This window comes from Chryseobacterium sp. C-71 (assembly GCF_020911865.1).
Classification (GTDB): Bacteria; Bacteroidota; Bacteroidia; order Flavobacteriales; family Weeksellaceae; genus Chryseobacterium.
The window spans coordinates 1,145,645-1,163,608 of record NZ_CP087131.1 but is presented as its reverse complement, the minus strand read 5'-3'; the positions used below and the strand labels follow the sequence as shown (position 1 = coordinate 1,163,608).

General features: G+C 33.6%; 13 protein-coding genes. 8 read left to right on the top strand and 5 right to left on the bottom strand.

What is annotated here, in order from left to right; genetic code table 11:
• Window positions 1-250 precede the first annotated feature (250 nt).
• The 4 genes from LNP04_RS05270 to LNP04_RS05255 form a co-directional block, all read right to left on the bottom strand.
• Window positions 251-1,846 (bottom strand): DUF4139 domain-containing protein, encoded by a 1,596-nt coding sequence (locus LNP04_RS05270; protein WP_229985519.1) that lies wholly within the window; start codon window positions 1,844-1,846, stop codon window positions 251-253.
• A 140-nt stretch (window positions 1,847-1,986) separates the two neighbouring features.
• On the bottom strand, window positions 1,987-2,661 hold the full coding sequence (locus LNP04_RS05265) for an SIMPL domain-containing protein (RefSeq protein WP_229985518.1): 675 nt from the start codon (window positions 2,659-2,661) through the stop codon (window positions 1,987-1,989).
• 131 nt (window positions 2,662-2,792) lie between these two features.
• On the bottom strand, window positions 2,793-3,722 hold the full coding sequence (locus tag LNP04_RS05260; RefSeq protein WP_229985517.1) for an SIMPL domain-containing protein: 930 nt from the start codon (window positions 3,720-3,722) through the stop codon (window positions 2,793-2,795).
• 147 nt (window positions 3,723-3,869) lie between these two features.
• The gene (locus LNP04_RS05255) at window positions 3,870-5,621 is read right to left on the bottom strand and encodes an amidohydrolase family protein (RefSeq protein ID WP_229985516.1); all 1,752 of its coding nucleotides are present in this window, start codon (window positions 5,619-5,621) and stop codon (window positions 3,870-3,872) included.
• A 146-nt stretch (window positions 5,622-5,767) separates the two neighbouring features.
• Here LNP04_RS05255 and LNP04_RS05250 point away from each other — a divergent pair, with 146 nt between their 5' ends.
• From LNP04_RS05250 to LNP04_RS05240, 3 genes are all read left to right on the top strand, one after another.
• Window positions 5,768-7,537: a histidine kinase gene (locus LNP04_RS05250; protein WP_229985515.1), complete on the top strand. Its 1,770-nt coding sequence runs from the start codon at window positions 5,768-5,770 to the stop codon at window positions 7,535-7,537.
• A 33-nt stretch (window positions 7,538-7,570) separates the two neighbouring features.
• Window positions 7,571-8,305: a LytTR family DNA-binding domain-containing protein gene (locus LNP04_RS05245; protein WP_229985514.1), complete on the top strand. Its 735-nt coding sequence runs from the start codon at window positions 7,571-7,573 to the stop codon at window positions 8,303-8,305.
• Window positions 8,306-8,537: 232 nt separating this feature from the next.
• Window positions 8,538-9,077: a lipocalin family protein gene (locus tag LNP04_RS05240; protein WP_229985513.1), complete on the top strand. Its 540-nt coding sequence runs from the start codon at window positions 8,538-8,540 to the stop codon at window positions 9,075-9,077.
• A 143-nt stretch (window positions 9,078-9,220) separates the two neighbouring features.
• Here LNP04_RS05240 and LNP04_RS05235 read toward each other — a convergent pair whose 3' ends face one another.
• Window positions 9,221-9,697, bottom strand: coding sequence for a hypothetical protein (locus LNP04_RS05235; protein WP_229985512.1), 477 nt, complete (start codon window positions 9,695-9,697; stop codon window positions 9,221-9,223).
• Window positions 9,698-9,809: 112 nt separating this feature from the next.
• Between LNP04_RS05235 and LNP04_RS05230 the strand changes: the two genes are divergently transcribed.
• The 5 genes from LNP04_RS05230 (at window position 9,810) to LNP04_RS05210 (ending at window position 17,736) form a co-directional block, all read left to right on the top strand.
• A complete protein-coding gene (locus LNP04_RS05230; RefSeq protein WP_229985511.1) occupies window positions 9,810-11,060 on the top strand; it encodes a CinA family nicotinamide mononucleotide deamidase-related protein in 1,251 nt (416 codons plus the stop codon).
• An 89-nt stretch (window positions 11,061-11,149) separates the two neighbouring features.
• The gene (locus LNP04_RS05225) at window positions 11,150-13,204 is read left to right on the top strand and encodes a M13 family metallopeptidase (RefSeq protein ID WP_229985510.1); all 2,055 of its coding nucleotides are present in this window, start codon (window positions 11,150-11,152) and stop codon (window positions 13,202-13,204) included.
• 361 nt (window positions 13,205-13,565) lie between these two features.
• The gene (locus LNP04_RS05220; RefSeq protein ID WP_229985509.1) at window positions 13,566-15,662 is read left to right on the top strand and encodes a M13 family metallopeptidase; all 2,097 of its coding nucleotides are present in this window, start codon (window positions 13,566-13,568) and stop codon (window positions 15,660-15,662) included.
• A 152-nt stretch (window positions 15,663-15,814) separates the two neighbouring features.
• Window positions 15,815-16,351 carry a type VI secretion system contractile sheath small subunit gene (locus LNP04_RS05215; RefSeq protein ID WP_229985508.1) on the top strand — a complete coding sequence of 179 codons (537 nt, stop codon included), beginning with the start codon at window positions 15,815-15,817 and terminating at the stop codon, window positions 16,349-16,351.
• A 23-nt stretch (window positions 16,352-16,374) separates the two neighbouring features.
• The gene (locus LNP04_RS05210; RefSeq protein ID WP_229985507.1) at window positions 16,375-17,736 is read left to right on the top strand and encodes a DUF5458 family protein; all 1,362 of its coding nucleotides are present in this window, start codon (window positions 16,375-16,377) and stop codon (window positions 17,734-17,736) included.
• Window positions 17,737-17,964: the final 228 nt, after the last annotated feature.

The window sequence follows — 17,964 nt, the reverse complement described above, 5'->3', positions numbered from 1 at the left end:
ACTTTTAAAGAAGCAAGGATTTTATCTTCGATGAAATTTATTAGCAATTTCTAAATGAAAATCTTCCGTCACACTGAGCGAAGTCGAAGTGATCTTGTGCCTTAAAAACAGTTTGTTTTTCCTAAAACCTTTGCGCCTCTGCGATTAATAACTTTTTTAATAAGACTTCATCATATTCTTTAGAAGACCGTCCCTTTAGGGCTCTCTCAACTGCACTCAGACTCTCAAACCCTCAAGCCCTCAAACGTAGTTAACGACTGTAATACTGAATCTGCGTTTCTTTAGGATATTTTACTTCATAAGAGAAATTGATTTTTTCTGAACTTCCGCTGTTGATTTTTCTGTTCCATAGAATACTTCCGGTTTTAGCATCAAACTCTCCGTTTCCGATGTCTAATGTTTTGACTGTGATTTTCTGATTTTCACTTAATGGAATCTGGTCTAAAATTTCCAGCTCGATACTTTCTTTCGTGTTATTTCTGATTGATATTTCGTAAGATTCTGTTTCCAGTTTATTTGAGCTGAGAGATTTCTGAGCAGTTTTATCTTCAATTTTGATGCGTTTTACCACAATTCTTTCATCAACTCCAAGTGAAATAGGGAACTCGTCTTTTACATAATTGCTTGCAATATTGGTTTTTCCGATGTAATTATCTTCAAAATAAATATTCGCTTCACCTGAAATCAGATTTAAATTCTGCCAGTTTTTCACAAAAGCCATCAAGAAAACCTGATTGTTAAGCTTCGGAACAGTATGATATTTATAAGTAGATTCTACGTTTTTCTTATCTAAAATCACGTATTGTTCTTTTTCCTGACTTACGATAGTTTGGTCGTAATTTAATTCATACAAAATATTCATCTGATTATCCGAAACTGTTGCCACAGGAATCTGACTTGCTGCAGCAACTTCCGCTCTCATCTGGTAAGAATTAGACATATCTGCTTTTGCTTTTTGCATATAACCTACCTTTGCATCCTCATTATTGTAAGCGGTATATTCTGCGACATAAAGCGGTGATAAAATAGGTCTGTTTTGGTTATAAGAAGGTCGATAAGTGGAAACAAAAAGTTTCACATTTTTCCAGTCTTGTCCTGTTTTCTGGTAGATTTTTCCTTTGTATACAATTTCTAAAGGCTTTTTAATTGATAAAGCTCTTAAATCGTATGAAGGAACCCAACCTGCGTTGGAAACGATGTAGCTCACTCCAAGATTCAGATTCATTTCGTTTTCAGCAAGAATTTCAAGAACTAATTCTTTTCTGTTTTGCGTTTTATGAATCTGTTCTTCAGAGAATTGTTTGTTGATTTTAGTAATGCTTTCGTCAAATGTAGTTTTTTGTTCGGTCAAAAGAAAAACCTGATTGTCGATTTCCAGCATTCTTTTTCTGTAGAATTCAGTCAGTTTAATCAACTGTTGCTGTGGCGTCGATTTATCGTTGGTTGAAACTTTAAGATTATCATTAATGATGTTTTGTTCACCCGTCAGATTTTTAATCTGAATATTTAGCAAATTAACTTGTCTCTGAAATTTTTTTCTTTCATCATCCAGTTTTTTTTCGCCATCAGTCAGTTCATCGTCTTTAAGATAACTGCTTTGTGGAGTAATTGATAAAAGGGTAGTGTTTTTTTCAAGATTTATTTTATAAGTGTTTTCGTCCAAATCATTCGGAAGGTTGATAATTTTCACCGTGTTTCTTCCTTTTTGGAGAGTTACATTCGTGCTTCCGAAAACTTTCGCTCCCTGCAAAAATACGGTTGCCTGTTTCACATCGATTTCCTTTTTAATTTCCTGAGATTTAAAAAGCGAAACCATAAAAATGAGTATAAAAATTGAGTGTCGCATTGTTTATTATTTTAAAGTTCTACAGTAAAATTACCTCGATTAGAAACTGAAAATTTGAAGACTTGGTGAACTGAGGTTTTCACTTGGTGGAAGTTTTTAGACAAAAAAAGACAGCCATTTCTGACTGTCTTTTCACCACATTAAAGAATCTCGTATCTTGTTTTGATACTGTATTTCAGCTTAATGTTTTCGATGTTATCAAAAGCAAAATCAACACTTTGATCGGCTGCTTCCAATTGTACGTTCGCCATTTTGCTTCTGTAGGCTACCGGCATTACAGAGTCGCTCATGTAGTCTTCGATTTCTGTGATTTCCAAAGGCGTTCCTGTTTTTTTACCGATGCTTTCCAAAAGATAATCTGCTTTTTCTTTGGCCGCTTTCAAGGCATTGATTTTAACGGTTTTTCTGAAATCTGCAATTTTTGTGTTTTTAATTTCTGCAATATTCAGATTGCTTACCCATTTTTGATTCAAATCTTCAAAAAGCTTACTCACATTGGTTTTAGCATTGACTTTAAACTGAAAACTCTTTGTGAATTTTGTTGTTTTAGAATACAAATTCTGATACATCGATTTGAATTTGATGTCTTCATTTTTTACTCCGTTGGTTTTCAGAGTTTCAAATAAAAGTTTTTCGTTGTCTGCCAATTGATTTTTGTTGTCGGCTTTTATTCCGATGTTAAAGATGATTTCATCCGGTTCGACTTCCATTTCTGCAACTCCCGTTACTTCAATTGCGTTTTTTTTGATTTCCTGCGCATTCACCAAGCTTCCTGCTGCAAAGATTCCTACTAATAAAAGGTGTTTCAGTTTCATAATAAATTCTTTATTTTAAATTTCTAAAGTAAAATTACTGCGAATAGAAACTTGAATTTTACAAACTTGGTGAACTGAGGTTTTGACTTGGTGAAAGCGATTCTTTAGGAAAAAATCTAACTAAATAGAGCTTAGCGATTCTTTTTAAAATCATATTTAATGCTCATGTTGATAATATATTGTATTCCGATTTCAGGATCTTCGTTGTTGATTACTTTATCAAAACCATTATATGGAGTTCCTTCATAGTAAAAGGTTTTTCCTTTTTTTTCCATTTTTTTAATCATCAGATCATTGTTGTTGTAACCTCGCAATAAATCGAAATCTGAACTTTCATAAGCGGTATATTGTTGATACTGTGAAGACGGAAAAACATAATTAAAACCAGAGTTCATCGTTGGTGTTCCGATAATTTCTTTCTTGAATCTTTTAAAATAATCCTCTTTTTTCCATTTGGCAATTTTGCTTGCTTCGGTCATTAAATCCTGATGAATTTTTTCAAGATTAGTGTTCATATAATCAATTTTAATAATGTCATAAATCTGATAATCTGAGGCTTCATAGATGATTTTCTCGATTTTAGAATGGTCATTGGTTTTAATAATGATATTTTTCTTGATTTCAAAACCTTTAATTTTTTCACTGATCAATTTTTTATCATCAGAAAGGCTCACATCATACACTTTGGTCTGGGAAATAAAATCCACATAAAAATCGTCTTTATTTATCCCTAAAACTCCAAGTCTTTTGATGAAATTCTGTATTCGTATGTTCATGTTTTCAATGGCTTTTTTAGGAGATTCTGCTTCATCATTCAGTCCTAAAGTAATTTTAAACTGATCTGCTTTTTTATTCATCAATACATTGACGTTAATCACCATCGTAGAATCTGTAGCATAAAAATGCTTCACATCAGAAAGTACAGGACGATTGTTTTCATAGGAATTTCGGTTTCTGTAAGCCTGATTTCCGGACATTTGTGCTTGAATAGAATAAATAGAAATTAAAAGAAGCAGCAAAGTGAAGAATTTGGTTTTGTTGTAGTAAAAATTGTTTTTCATGAGAATTAAGTTTAAATTATATCACAAACTTAATCGTCTTTTCAAAGCAGTTTAAAAACAACTTGGTGAATGCAGATTTTCACTTGGTAAGCACAAAAAAAGACAACTCCGAAAGAATTGTCTTTAATTTTTTATAAAGAAAAATGGTTATGGTAAAAAATAAACTTTGATAATTTTGCCATCTTTAATTTCATAAATCGCCGTCGCTTCTACTTTTTGCCCTTTTCTCATACCTGAAACGCTTTCCTGATCAATGACGAAATTACCGTTTATGATTCTGTTTTTAATTTCGCAATGAAGCTCCGGAAGGTCTTTAAACATAGTGGAATAATCTTTTCGCATCGCTTCTTTTCCTTTGCTGATGAGTTGATTGGGGAACATATATAATTCTGCATCTTCTGAATATGGTTCAAGGAAAGCATCAATATTTCTTGCATTATATCCGTTTACTTGCTTCTGAACCAACATTTCTGGAGTTTCTTTGATTGTTTTTTTAGAATCTACCATTTCTCCGTTCTTGAAAACAAGATTTACTTCGGTAAGATGCTCGATATTTTCTACGGGATTTGAATTTAATAAAACCAAATCAGCAATTTTACCTGTGGAAACACTTCCCGAAATATTTTCTTTATTGAAGATTTTCGTCGGATTAATGGTTGCCGACTGTAAAACCTGCCAATTACTCATACCGCTTTTTTTCATGGCGTTCAGTTCAGAAATAAATGAGGTTGCATGTTGAGTTCCGATGTTTCCGGCATCTGTTCCGGCTGCAATGGTTACGCCTCCGTCAGATAATTTTTTGAGATTAATGGTTTGTATTGAATCTTTTTTTGAAATATAAACATCCATTTGTGGCAGATTAAATCTCGTTTTCAATCTTTTTACAGTCGCAGAATCAGAAGAGCCTGACAAATGTTTTAAATCTTGAATAGAACCAATCGCTTCAGGATTTGAATTGTTGAGCTCGAAAGTATTGTAATTGTTTTTCTGTCCATAAGTTTTGTAGTAATTGCCTGCAACAGTTAAGGTGGGATTTAAAATAACTTTTTTTGATTTTAATAATTTCACAAAGCTATCCGGAACGATCTCATCTTCAATATTGTGTACAAGAAAATCAGCACCGTTTTCAACTGCAATTTGTGCTGTAATTCTTTCTGTAGCGTGTACAGCCACTTTCAGATTGTTTTTATGAGCTTCATCAATAGCACTTTTTACAACTGTTTCATATTTTCGGGCATTTGCTTCCAGATCCTTTTCATCCCCACTTACAATGTACCATATTTTTATAAAATCGGGTTTGTAGGGAAGCTGCTCCTGAACCATTTTCCTGGCATCTTCTGCTGTTAAAACCAATTTGAAAGGTTCGTCTTTGCCACGATTTTTAAAAACCTCAGGTTCATATGTTGTCAACAAAGGCCCTGTCATGTAAACCGTAGGTAAGTTTGTTTTTTGAAGCGAATTTTTCTGAGATAAAAAGCTATAGGTTGATCCCACATCAATTACAGAAGTAATTCCTAATTTTAAATAACGATTCAGAAAATCTTCCATATTTTGATGAACCCACGAAATTTCCTTTTCGTACGATACCTGATTTCTCAGATCTAATGCATCCGGTCTTGTATATAAACCTCCGCTTTGGAAAAAATGTACATGAGAATCTGTCATACCGGGAATTAGAAATTTCCCTTCACCATTAATGATTTTAGCATTGTTAGGAATTTTTATTTTCTTTGAAGGTTTAATTTCTGAGATCAGCTCCTTTGTAAGAACTACGGTCTGATTCGGAATAAGCTTTTGGTTGATAACATCTACAAGAGTAACGTTATGAATATAAGTTTGTGAATAGAAATTGGTAATTACAAAACACAACAGAAAGACGATAGAAATTTTCTTTTTCATTTATTTCATGATTAATTTAGATTTCAAAGATAAAAAAAGCAACCTTACAGAACGGAATTAAAATTTTTGAATTAAAACTTGGTAGACCTTACTTTTCACTTGGTGAATCATTTTTCTTACGTCAATTATATGTATATCTTTGTTTTATGAATTTAATCAGGCTTTTTACATTTGTTTTTTTGCTGCTTTATGTGAATAATTTGTATTCGCAAAGTAAAGACACAAAAGAAATTGTGGCCGAAACTTCAAAGCTTAAAAAAGCATTGGATACCAAAGACGAATCTGCAGAAGCCGACTCTTATTACAATATTGGTGAAACCTACTTTAATAATGGAAATTTCCCAAAAAGTGAGGAGTATTTCATAAAATCGAAAGGGATTTATGAAAAATTGAATGACAAAAAAAATCTCGAAAAAGTAACTCGGAAATTAGCTCAATCGCAGGAAAATCAAAACAAACTGAAATCAGCGGCAAGCAATTATGAAAAAGCTTCAAATATTGGATATTCTAAATCGAAAAGAGTATTAAATGCCAATGACGCTTCCAGACTTTCATCGCCGGTTGTAGAAAATAAGGCAGAAGCCATTCAAAACAATATCGATATTAGCCGAAAGGAAAATGAAAATGCTGACTTAGCTGCAAGTTACAGCCAAATGGCAGAAGTGAATATCGAACAAAAAAATATTCCCAAAGCAGAAGAAAACTTTACGAACGCTTACAAAATTTCGAAAGATAATGCTCCACAACAAGCCTTGGCAATTAATCAGAAACTGACGGATTTTTATGTTGAAAATAAAGATTTTGATAAAGCCATTAAAGCAAAAAAAGAAGTTTTAAAAGAAGATTTTGTAAAAGATAATTCTCAGAAAAAAGTTGAGCAAATTCAGGAACTTGCTGATATTTATATCAAAAAAAATGATCCGAAGGAGGCCATAGTTCTATTAAAAAATGCTTACGATATTGCTTTAAATAAAGGTCACACTTTGGAAGCGCAAAAAAGTGTCAAAAGACTCGATAGTTTGTACGCAATTTCTCAAAACACCGATGCTTCTGTACAATTGTATCGTGATTTTTTAGGGAAATTACCTGATTTGGTTTCTAAAGACAGAAGTTTGGTTGATAACAAAATTCTCGAAGATACAGAGCAACGAATTTCACAGCTCGAACAGGAAAAGAAGCTAAAAGATGAGCTGATTCGTAAAAAGAATATTTTCAATTACAGCTTAATTGGAGCTTTAATATTATTGATAGGCTTAATTATTTTCATTTTCAGAACCTTAAAAAAAGTGCAGATTAAAAACAAAAAAATCGCTTTGCAATCGCTTCGTCGTGAGATGAATCCGCATTTTATCTTTAACAGTTTAAATTCTGTGAATCATTTTATTGCGACTAATAACGAACTGGAAGCCAATCAATATTTAACCAAATTTTCAAAACTCATGCGTGGCGTGATGGAAAATTCTACAGAAGATTTTATTCCTTTTCAGCAAGAATTAGATTTGCTTCAGAATTATTTAGCTTTAGAGAAAACACGTTTTGCAGATAAGTTTGATTACGAAATTGAAGTCGACGAAAGTTTAAATACCCAAAGTCTGAAAGTTCCCGGAATGCTCATTCAGCCGTTTCTTGAAAATGCAATCTGGCATGGCTTACGATACAGAACAGAAAAAGGATTTTTGAGCTTGAAATTTGAAAAAAATAACGATTCTTTAAACATTTTCATCGAAGACAACGGTATCGGAATTGAAGAAAGCAAAAAGCAAAAAACCGAACATCAGAAAACCAGAAAAGGCCGCGGAATGAAAAATACTTTAGAAAGAATTGCTTTGCTAAATGATTTGTACAAAAAAGATATTTCGTGTACTGTGAAGGATTCTGAAAATGGTGTTTTTGTAAAAATTACAATGAATTTCTAAAAAAAACCTCAATCTTAACCTCAACCAAAAAAGATGAAAATAAGATCAGTAATCATAGACGACGAAAAAATTGCAAGAGAAGTTCTGAGAAATTATCTCACAAAATACTGTCCGCAAGTCGAGATTTTGGGCGAAGCAGAAAACATCAAAGAAGCCGTTCCTTTGATAGCAGAAACGCAACCTCAACTCGTTTTTCTGGATGTTGAAATGCCTTTCGGAAACGCATTTGATGTTTTGGAAGCGACGAAAGAATTTTCTTACGAAACGATTTTTATCACCGCTTTTTCACAATATTCACTTCAGGCTTTAAACAAATCTGCGAGTTATTATATTTTAAAACCAATCGATATTCAGGAATTGATTTTGGCGGTAAACAAAGTTGCAGAAAGCATTCAGAACAAAGAAGAACTCAATCGAAATAAAATTCTCTTAGAAAATTTAAAATTAAAACCCGAAAAGCAACAGTTAATTCTTCCTACTTTACAAGGTTTTGATGTGGTGAAAACTGAAGATATTGTAAGACTTCAGGCAGACGGAAATTTCACTCAGGTTTATCTTACAGACGGTTCAAAAAAAATGGTTTGCCGATTTTTAAAGCATTTCGATGATTTGCTTGAAAATCCTTTTGTGAGAGTTCATCGTTCCCATATTATCAACACTAATTTTGTGAAATCTTACCATAAAAGTGGAACGGCAACACTTTCAGACGAAACAGAAATTGAGGTTTCCGGAAGTTTCAAAGAGCAGTTTCTGAAAGTTTTTTCTTAGAAACTTTCAAATCAAAAATTTATTTAAACCATTAAGACGATTTAAGTAGTTAAGTTTTATTAAGAAAATCAGATAGATTTTTTTATCAAGCTTGTTGCTTAAAGGGAAGCTCAACTTAACTATTCTAAACTTCTTAATAGACCTTAATGGTTCAAATTAAAAATGTACTGTCAACTCTAAACTCTAACTAGGCATTATTTTTGAATTTTCATGTCAGCAAAAATATTTCAATATGAAAACTTTTCAGAAAATAGCCATTCCAGTTTCTTTAGGGATTATCGGATTATTACTTTTTAATTCGTGTTCGGTGGGAATTACTAAAGGTGCAACGGCAGTTACCAATTTTAATTCAGATAAATATCTTGGGAAATGGTACGAAATTGCCCGTTTCGATTATAAATTTGAAAAAGATCTGGATAATGTGACCGCCAATTATTCTCTAAATTCAGACGGATCAATTAAAGTTCAGAACAGAGGATACAATTACGTTAAAAAAGAATGGAAAGAATCAATCGGTGAGGCAAGATTTGTTAATGATAAGTCTGAAGCGAGATTAAAGGTTTCGTTTTTCAAACCGATTTGGGCAGGTTATAATGTGATTGACATTGATGATGATTATCAAAATGCTTTGGTTGTAGGAAACAGTACAAAATACATCTGGATTTTATCCAGGAACAAAGAAATTCCAAACAGTATCAGAGAACGATTTTTAGCAAAAGCACAAAAGTTGGGTTACAATACGAGTGATTTAATTTGGGTAAAACATAATTAGTCATTGCGAGGAGCGAAGCGACGAAGCAATCTCAAAAATAATTTAACATAAAGTTTGTCATTCTGACGAAGGAGGAATCTCTACAATTAAAAAATAGATTCTTCACTCCATTTCATTTCGTTCAAAATGACAAACTTTATGTTTTAATTCAAGCTCTTGTACTCTTTCCATTCCAAAAAACGATGATCAATAATCTGTTTCATCAAATCATAGTTTTCCCAACTATCTTCAATATGATAAAAAGTTTCATATTCAAAATCATTTTCTTCCGTTACCGAATCAAAAATGTTGATGTAATCTGTCGCAAATGAACTGAATTTATCGCCGAAATCGGTTTCGTCAACGTAATAATCTTTCGCAAAGGCATTTCCTAAATCATTCAAATCATATTCAGAAAATTTTCCGTCTAATGTATCGATGACAAAGTCGGCACCGGTGATTTCTCTTCGTTTTAACTTTTCGATTTCATCTTCGGAATCTTCTTTAAATTCTTCCGAAACCAAATGATTGTTAATACACCAATTGAGAAACATTCCCGTGTGAGTTGCACTGTTTTTCTTGGGAATCCCCTCTGGAAAATCTCCTCCATAATGCCATGAAGCATCATCATATTTAGTCATATTCTTTATTATAGTTGTAGACAGTTCAAATCAAAGATATAAAAAATCATTTTCTTTTGTTCACTACAGAGATTTTCACGTCATTTGTAATGAATTTATTCAAATTTAAAATATGCAAAACGCAGTTCTTATCACCATTGGTGATGAAATTCTTTCAGGAAATACGGTCGATACCAATTCAAATTTCATTGCAACCGAACTCAAAAATATCGGAGTCAAAGTGGTACAGATTTTCACTATTTCAGATGAGATAGAAATTATTAAAAATACTCTGAAATCTGCTTTCGAATTGGGAGATTTAGTCATTACCACCGGAGGTTTGGGACCAACTAGAGATGATAAAACCAAGAAAGCTTTAGCGGAATTTTTTGATGATGAAATTGCTTTGGATGAAATTACTTTTGAACATCTTAAAGCGTATATGGAAAAACGCGGAAGAATTGAAATTCTTGAAAGAAACCGTGAACAGGCTTTTGTTCCTACGAAATCTACTGTTTTTCAGAATCATTACGGAACTGCGCCTTGTATGATGATGGAACAAGATGGAAAGCTGTCGTTCAGTTTGCCGGGAGTTCCATATGAAGTAAAACCGTTGATTAAAGACCAGATTGTTCCTTATTTAAAAGAAAAATTTAATCTGAATTATATTTCCACAAGAATTGTTTCTGTTGTAGGAATTCCCGAAAGTATTTTGGCTGATCGAATTGAAGAATGGGAATTGGCGTTGCCGGAAAACCTTGCCTTATCTTATCTTCCTGTGGGAACGAGAGTGAAATTGAGACTTACAGCAACCGGAACTAATGATGATGCATTACAAATTCAGTTGGAAGACGAAATTCAAAAGCTATTTCCAATTATCGGAGAAAATATAATTGCGACATCAGAAGACAAAATTGAAAAGATTTTAGGGGAAATTTTAAGCGAGAAAGAATTAACAATTTCTTCTGCTGAAAGTTGTACTGGCGGACATTTATCACAAATGCTCACCTCAAATCCGGGAAGTTCTAAATATTTCATTGGTGGAGTAGTCGCCTACGCAACACAAAAAAAGACAGATATTCTTCATGTTTCAGAAAGTACAATCGAAAGATTCACGGTAGTGAGCAGAGAAGTTGCCCGTGAAATGGCAGATGGTTGTCAGAATTTATTTAAATCAGATATTTCTCTTTCTACGACAGGCGTTGCCGGTCCGGGAAAAGGAGAGGATGGTAAAGATGTAGGCTTAGTGTATTACACGATAAATGTCAACAACGAATCTGAGACTTTCAAACTTCATCTTCCGCATTTAGACAGACAGGATTTTATTTATTTTGTCTCGCAGAAAATTATTCAGGATTTGGTAGGGATTTTAATTTCAAAATAAAGAACTAAACATTTGCAACTTAAAAATAAGTTAACTTTAACGTAACAAAATTTAAATTAAATATACTTATAGTATAAATTATTATTACAATGAAAAAATTAACGCTTTCTTTGTTTTTATTAGCAGGAGTTTGTTCGCAAAATACGCTGAACGCTCAGGCTAAATCAACAAAATCAGTATCTACTACTGATACAGGATTAGACATCAGTTTGATGGATAAATCTGTTCGTCCACAAGATGATTTCTACAACTACGTAAGCGGAACGTGGATGAAAACGGCTAAAATTCCTTCTGATAAACCAACTTGGGGAAGTTTCAACAAATTGGCTGATGATACAGACAATAATTCAATGACGATTTTAAATTCTCTTCTGAAAGATAAATTTGCAGATGGAAGCGAAGGCAAAAAAATCCAGGATTTGTATGCGACATATATGAATATGGAGAAGAGAAATGCAGACGGAATCAAGCCTATTCAGGAGAATATCAATAAAATTGATGCAATCAAAAATCTTACAGATTTACAGAATTACTTGACGGCTGTAACTAAAGATGGCGACAACACATTCTACGGGTGGGGCGTATATTCAGACTTGAAAGATTCTAATATGAATGCTGTTTACTTGGGTGACGCTTCATTAGGAATGGGTAGAGATTACTACCAGAAAGTGGATGTTAAAAACACAGAAGCTCTTGCAGAATACCAAAAGTATGTAGCTTCTATGTTGAAAGAATTAGGCTACAAGAATGCTGATGCAGCTGCAAAAGGTGTAGTAGACTACGAAAAAAGCATCGCAAAAAATTTGCTGACTAACGAGCAGAGTAGAGATAATACACTACAATATAACCCAAAAACGATTGCTGAGCTTTCGACTTTGGTGAAAAATATTGACCTTGCTTCTTATCTTAAAAAAGTGGGAGTAAGTACCGACAGAGTAATCATTGGTGAATTGGGCTACTACAAAAACTTTGACCAATTGGTGAACGCTAAGAATCTTCCTGTAATTAAGGATTATTTGAAGTTTCACATGATCAACGGTGGAGCTTCTTATTTGAGCGAAAAATTAGGTGATACAAAATTTGCTTTCTACGGTAAATATTTAAGAGGTCAGCAGGAGCAAAGAGCTTTAAACAAAAGAGGATATGAGTTAATCAATGGTTCTTTGGGCGAAGCTTTCGGAAAATTGTATGTTGAAAAATACTTTCCGGCTGAAGCAAAAGCTCAGATGGTTGAGTTGATCGATTATTTGAAGAAAAGTTTCGCAGTTCACATCAACGGTTTGACGTGGATGTCTTCTACAACTAAGGAAAAAGCAATGACTAAACTGAATAAATTTACAGTGAAAGTTGCTTATCCTGATACTTGGAAAGATTATTCTAAATTAAATATCACTCCGGAATCTAAAGGTGGAAATTTATATTCAAACCTTCAGAATATTGCTGAATGGCAGTACAATAAAGATTTAGCAAAAATCGGAAAGCCTGTTGATAAAACAGAATGGGGAATGACTCCGCAAACTGTGAATGCATATTACAACCCGGTATATAACGAGATTGTTTTCCCTGCTGCGATTCTTCAGCCTCCTTTCTTCAATCCTAAAGCTGATGCTGCTGTTAATTTTGGTGGAATCGGTGCGGTGATCGGTCACGAAATCAGCCACGGATTTGATGATTCTGGTGCTCAGTTTGATGCTGACGGAAACTTAGTTGACTGGTGGACTCCTGAAGATAAAGCCAACTTCGAAAAAGCAACAAAAGCTTTGGCTGCTCAATACGACAAATACGAGCCGGTAAAAGGAACTTTCGTAAACGGAACTTTTACAAACGGTGAAAATATCGCTGATTTAGGTGGTGTAAATATCGCTTATGATGCATTACAAATGTATTTGAAAGATAAAGGAAATCCTGGTGTAATCAGTGGTTATACACAAGATCAAAGATTCTTCTTAAGCTGGGCAACGGTTTGGAGAACTTTATCAAGTGAAAAATACATGGTAAACCAAGTAAAAACAGATCCACACTCTCCTGGATATTTCAGAAGTTTTGGTCCGTTGACCAACGTAGATGCTTTCTACAAAGCATTTGATGTAAAACCAGGTGACAAATTATACAAAAAACCGGAAGACAGAATCAAAATCTGGTAATCAATATCAAACCGTTCAGTAATGAGTGGTTTTTTTTATTCAATAGAAACGGTCTTTAGCCAAAACCTATTTTTTATTTTTAAACCTTTATGCATTTTTGACTATGCTTTAAATTATTGATATTTAAATGATGGTATTTCTTTGTTAAATGAAATGCCTTTGTTTATCTTAAAAAAATCAATCCGAAAAAACTTTGTCTTCCTTTGCGATTGAAAAACGCAATGATAGATAAGGGTTTATTTATTTCCGAAAGACAAAATTTAAAATGTACAATTAGGTTTAAAATATTAGAAATTCCCAAAAACAATTTAACATAAATTCCTATATTTGATCAAACTGATTACAATTCAAAATTAATTTAATGAAAAACGTAAATATTGCAGTACTTGCATTCTCTGGTATCGTATTTCTAAATTCATGTGGAACGAGAAAAAATGTTGAAGCACCAAAATTAGAAACAACTGAAGCAGTAGCTGCAGAGCCAGCGAAAGAAGAAATAAAAGAAGAAGGTATCAATTTATCTTATATGGATAAAACGGTTCGTCCGCAGGATGATTTCTTCAGTTATGTCAACGGAAATTGGGTCAAAACCACTCAGATTCCTTCTGATAAAGCGAGTTGGGGATCTTTCAATGCTTTGAGAGAAAATGTAGATGATGCATCTTTGAGTATTTTAAATAAAATTTTAACCGAAAAATATGCTGAAGGTTCAGAAGGTCAGAAAATACAAAATCTGTACGCATCTTTTATGGATATTAGCAAGAGAAATGCTGATGGTTTAAATCCTATTAAAGGTGATTTGGCAAAAATTGATGCGATTAAAAATGTAAATGATCTTCATAAATATCTTTTAGAAGCTACAAAACTTGGCGACAATTCATTCTATGGATGGAGAGTCGGCGCAGATATGAAAAATTCTAAAATGAATGCAGTATATCTTGGCGGCCCGGATCTTGGTTTGGGAAGAGATTATTACCAAAAAGTAAATGAAGCCAACACAAAAACTTTAGCAGAATATCAAAAATATGTTGGGCAGTTATTTGGCGTTTTAGGCTATAAAAATTCTGATGCAGCAGCAAAAAATGTTGTAGATTTTGAAAAGCAATTGGCCAATTATTTACTGACTTTAGAGCAAAACAGAGATGCCAATTTAAGATATAATCCTAAAAACGTATCTGAACTTTCAGGGTTGGTTAAAAATGTAAATCTTGCTAAATATCTTACAGATGCAGGTGTAAAAACAGATAAAGTAATCGTTGGTGAACTGAAATATTACCAGAATATGGATCAGTTTATCAACCAGAAAAACCTTCCTCTGTTGAAAGATTATTTGAAATATCATGTAATCAACGGCAATGCAAGTAATTTAGGTGACAGTTTAGATAATATCAGATTTGATTTTTATTCTAAATATCTTCAGGGACAAAAAGAGCAACGTGCCATGAACAAAAGAGGTTTGGCGTTGGTGAATAGTGTTTTGGGTGAAGCTTTCGGGAAATTGTATGTTGACGAACATTTCAGTCCTGAATCTAAAAAACAGATGGAAATGTACATCGATTACATTTTAAAATCATTTAAAAAACATATCAATGATATGGATTGGATGTCTGCTGAAACCAAAATAAAAGCTCAGGAAAAACTGTCTAAATTCTCTGTGAAAATAGCTTATCCTGATCAATGGAAAGATTATTCTAAATTAAAAGTAGAATCTCCTTCTCAAGGTGCGAGTTTGTATTCAAATCTTCAGAATGTTTCAGCTTGGCAATATCAGAAAAGTCTAGAAAAAGTAGGAAAGCCTGTAGATAAAACAGAATGGGGAATGTCTCCTCAAACGGTCAACGCATATTACAGTGGTTCAAATAACGAAATCGTTTTCCCCGCGGCAATTCTTCAGCCACCGTTTTACAATCCTAAAGCGGATGCAGCAGTTAATTTTGGTGGAATTGGCGCCGTAATCGGTCACGAAATTTCTCACGGATTCGATGACAGTGGATCGAGATTCGATGGTGACGGAAATTTAAATAATTGGTGGACAGAGCAAGATCGTAAAAACTTCGATGAAAAAGTCGGACAGTTAGCAGCTCAATACAATGCTTACGAACCTGTAAAAGGAAGTTTTGTTAACGGTAAATTTACGAGCGGAGAAAATATTGGTGATTTAGGTGGAGTAGCGGTTGCTTACGATGCACTTCAAATGTACCTAAAAGATAAAGGAAATCCCGGATTAATTTCAGGATTTAACCAAGATCAGAGATTTTTCATGAGTTGGGCAACAGTCTGGAGAACAAAATCTACCGATCAGTACATGATGAATCAGGTGAAAACAGATCCGCATTCACCGGGATATTTCAGAGCTTTTGGGCCTTTGGTCAATCAGGATGGTTTCATGAAAGCATTTGATATTAAACCAGGAGATAAGCTTTATAAAGCACCCGAAGAAAGAATCAAAATCTGGTAAAAAATTATTGAAATCTTAATATGGGAAACGCACCTTTTGGTGCGTTTTTTTATTTATTTTTCATAGATTAGTGACACCAAAAAGTATTAACAATCATTTAATTCTCATTCATAAATTGATTTATTTAAAGAAAAATCATTACAAAATTTTGTATGTTACAGTTTTTTTATAAATTTAAACAATGGATTGGTCATAAATTTGCTAATTCAAAACCAAAACAACAATCACAAAACAATAATAATATGGCAATGTTTAATTATGGTGTTGGCGGAAACGAGGTCAAGGTCGACGCTAATGAAGCTATTCAGGAAATTCAAGAAAATAAATCTCTTATTGTAAGTCAGCTTACCACAGATGAAACTTATGTTCCCGAAATTGTAACAGGTCTAAAAACGGTAGACGATGTTTTCAGACATTTTCAGCCCTCAGTTGCTGTACAGCACGAGACCGAAGACGGAAATATAGTAGAAGAAGAATTTCGTTTTCAGAATCTTGCAGACTTTACTCCCAAAAATCTTGTTCAGAAGTCAGATTATCTTCAAAAGCTCAGCATGGAGCAGGAGCAGTATAATAAAATTGTACGTCAGCTGAAAACTAATAAAATTCTTCGCAATATGCTGGAAAATGAGCAGACAAGAGCTGCTTTTATTGAGGCACTAAAGGATGTGGCACAAGAACTTGAAAAATAACCCAAAGAACCTACACAAATATTATGGATAGCAAATTGCAGGCTGCAGAAAGCCAACAACATAATCAACAGCAACAAGGCGGTAAACCGAAAGGAAATCCTGTTGAAGAACTAAATAAAATTGGAGGTTTTGGCTTTATAGAATCTGTCGTAGACGGAATTGCCAATATGAACCCAACCAGAAAAGCAAGAAAAGAAATTTTCTTGAATGACTCCAATAAAACGGATGAAAGAAAAGAATTGCTTCAGAAAATCAATCTTTGGGTTGAGCTATTAAGTACTAATGAGTCAGCCGAAAAAATGGCTGATACCTGCAAAACAAAAGCACAGGCAGCGGAACAAAATTTAAAAACAAATTTAAAAAACAGTCTTGATGCAAGTCGTCAGTTAGAAACTTCGTACAGAACGGTTGCGCAGTTTTACAAAAATACTGAATTAGATAAAGTTGATAACGTTAGCATTGTCAATGCGACTTTAGAGCAGATGTCAGACTTAGATAATCCTTTATTTATTGATGCGGTTGCTGAAGAATTTAAGCAGTATTATGATCGTCTGGATTTAAGAGATAACTATTCAATCCTTGCGATTCCGGGATATTTGGGATCCAATAAAGTTATTGAAAAATGGGCTAAAATCTGTAACGAAAACAAGGTAATGATGGTTACCGATTTTGCTAATCTTGATAAACCGGATGATGTTGTAGATTTATTCCACTCGGCAAATCTTACCGGTGGTGAATTGCACAGAAGTAATGTCATTATGACTTGTAACTGGCTAGTTGGCCGTGGAAGAGCTGAAGAAGTTGGTGAAGAAGAGAACGTAGAACTTCCGCCTTCAACTTCATTGGCAGGAAAAATTCACAAAACTTTAATGTCACAAGTTGCAGCAGGTAAAAAGCATGGTAACATCAACGAAGTAGACGCCGTGAAATTCGAATTGAAGAAAAGTGAAATTTCTCAATTAGAAAAAATGGGACTTGTACCAATGGTGAACGAATATGGTAAGATCATGGCTTTCTCTGCAAAAACCTTGTTTACGGGAGATAACATTGGTCTTCAGACCTATTCTGTAGTTCGTGTATTCGATTACGTAACAAAAGTTTTATTAGATTTCCTAAACAGAAGAGCCTTCGAAAACTGGAATGCGAAAAACGAAGATGATTTAAGAAAGCAAATAGTAACGTTCTTAGACGGTATCAAAGGTGCTGATAAGTTAATTGAGAAATTCAAAATTGTACGTTTCGAACAAGATAAAGTAAATAAAGACAGAGTTTGGCTAGACATTCGTTTGACTCCTTATTTCCCTACTAAAAGTTTTGTAATTAAACTTGATGGTCACAAAGGTGATGACGGTAACGAATGGGATGCAGAATATATCCAGGATTAATTTTCAATTAAAATAATAATTAAACCGATGTTTCAAAAGCATCGGTTTTTTTGTGGATTTTTTTAAAGTTAAATGCTTAATTTGAATTTAAAACTTTCTTTTTTATTTCAGTATACAGTTTCGTAGGAGCAAGATGTTTGTAGAACACGTAGCATCCAAGGTAGACTGAGCTCCGTAGGAGCGATACTTTTTTAATATAAAGCACAGAATATTTCTTTCAAATTTCTT

Coding starts and splice junctions, on each gene's coding strand:
- LNP04_RS05270 (WP_229985519.1), bottom strand. CDS start 1,846: ATGCGACACTCAATTTTTATACTCATTTTTATGGTTTCGCTTTTTAAA.
- LNP04_RS05255 (WP_229985516.1), bottom strand. CDS start 5,621: ATGAAAAAGAAAATTTCTATCGTCTTTCTGTTGTGTTTTGTAATTACC.
- LNP04_RS05215 (WP_229985508.1), top strand. CDS start 15,815: ATGTTACAGTTTTTTTATAAATTTAAACAATGGATTGGTCATAAATTT.
- LNP04_RS05260 (WP_229985517.1), bottom strand. CDS start 3,722: ATGAAAAACAATTTTTACTACAACAAAACCAAATTCTTCACTTTGCTG.
- LNP04_RS05235 (WP_229985512.1), bottom strand. CDS start 9,697: ATGACTAAATATGATGATGCTTCATGGCATTATGGAGGAGATTTTCCA.
- LNP04_RS05245 (WP_229985514.1), top strand. CDS start 7,571: ATGAAAATAAGATCAGTAATCATAGACGACGAAAAAATTGCAAGAGAA.
- LNP04_RS05265 (WP_229985518.1), bottom strand. CDS start 2,661: ATGAAACTGAAACACCTTTTATTAGTAGGAATCTTTGCAGCAGGAAGC.
- LNP04_RS05230 (WP_229985511.1), top strand. CDS start 9,810: ATGCAAAACGCAGTTCTTATCACCATTGGTGATGAAATTCTTTCAGGA.
- LNP04_RS05240 (WP_229985513.1), top strand. CDS start 8,538: ATGAAAACTTTTCAGAAAATAGCCATTCCAGTTTCTTTAGGGATTATC.
- LNP04_RS05220 (WP_229985509.1), top strand. CDS start 13,566: ATGAAAAACGTAAATATTGCAGTACTTGCATTCTCTGGTATCGTATTT.
- LNP04_RS05250 (WP_229985515.1), top strand. CDS start 5,768: ATGAATTTAATCAGGCTTTTTACATTTGTTTTTTTGCTGCTTTATGTG.
- LNP04_RS05225 (WP_229985510.1), top strand. CDS start 11,150: ATGAAAAAATTAACGCTTTCTTTGTTTTTATTAGCAGGAGTTTGTTCG.
- LNP04_RS05210 (WP_229985507.1), top strand. CDS start 16,375: ATGGATAGCAAATTGCAGGCTGCAGAAAGCCAACAACATAATCAACAG.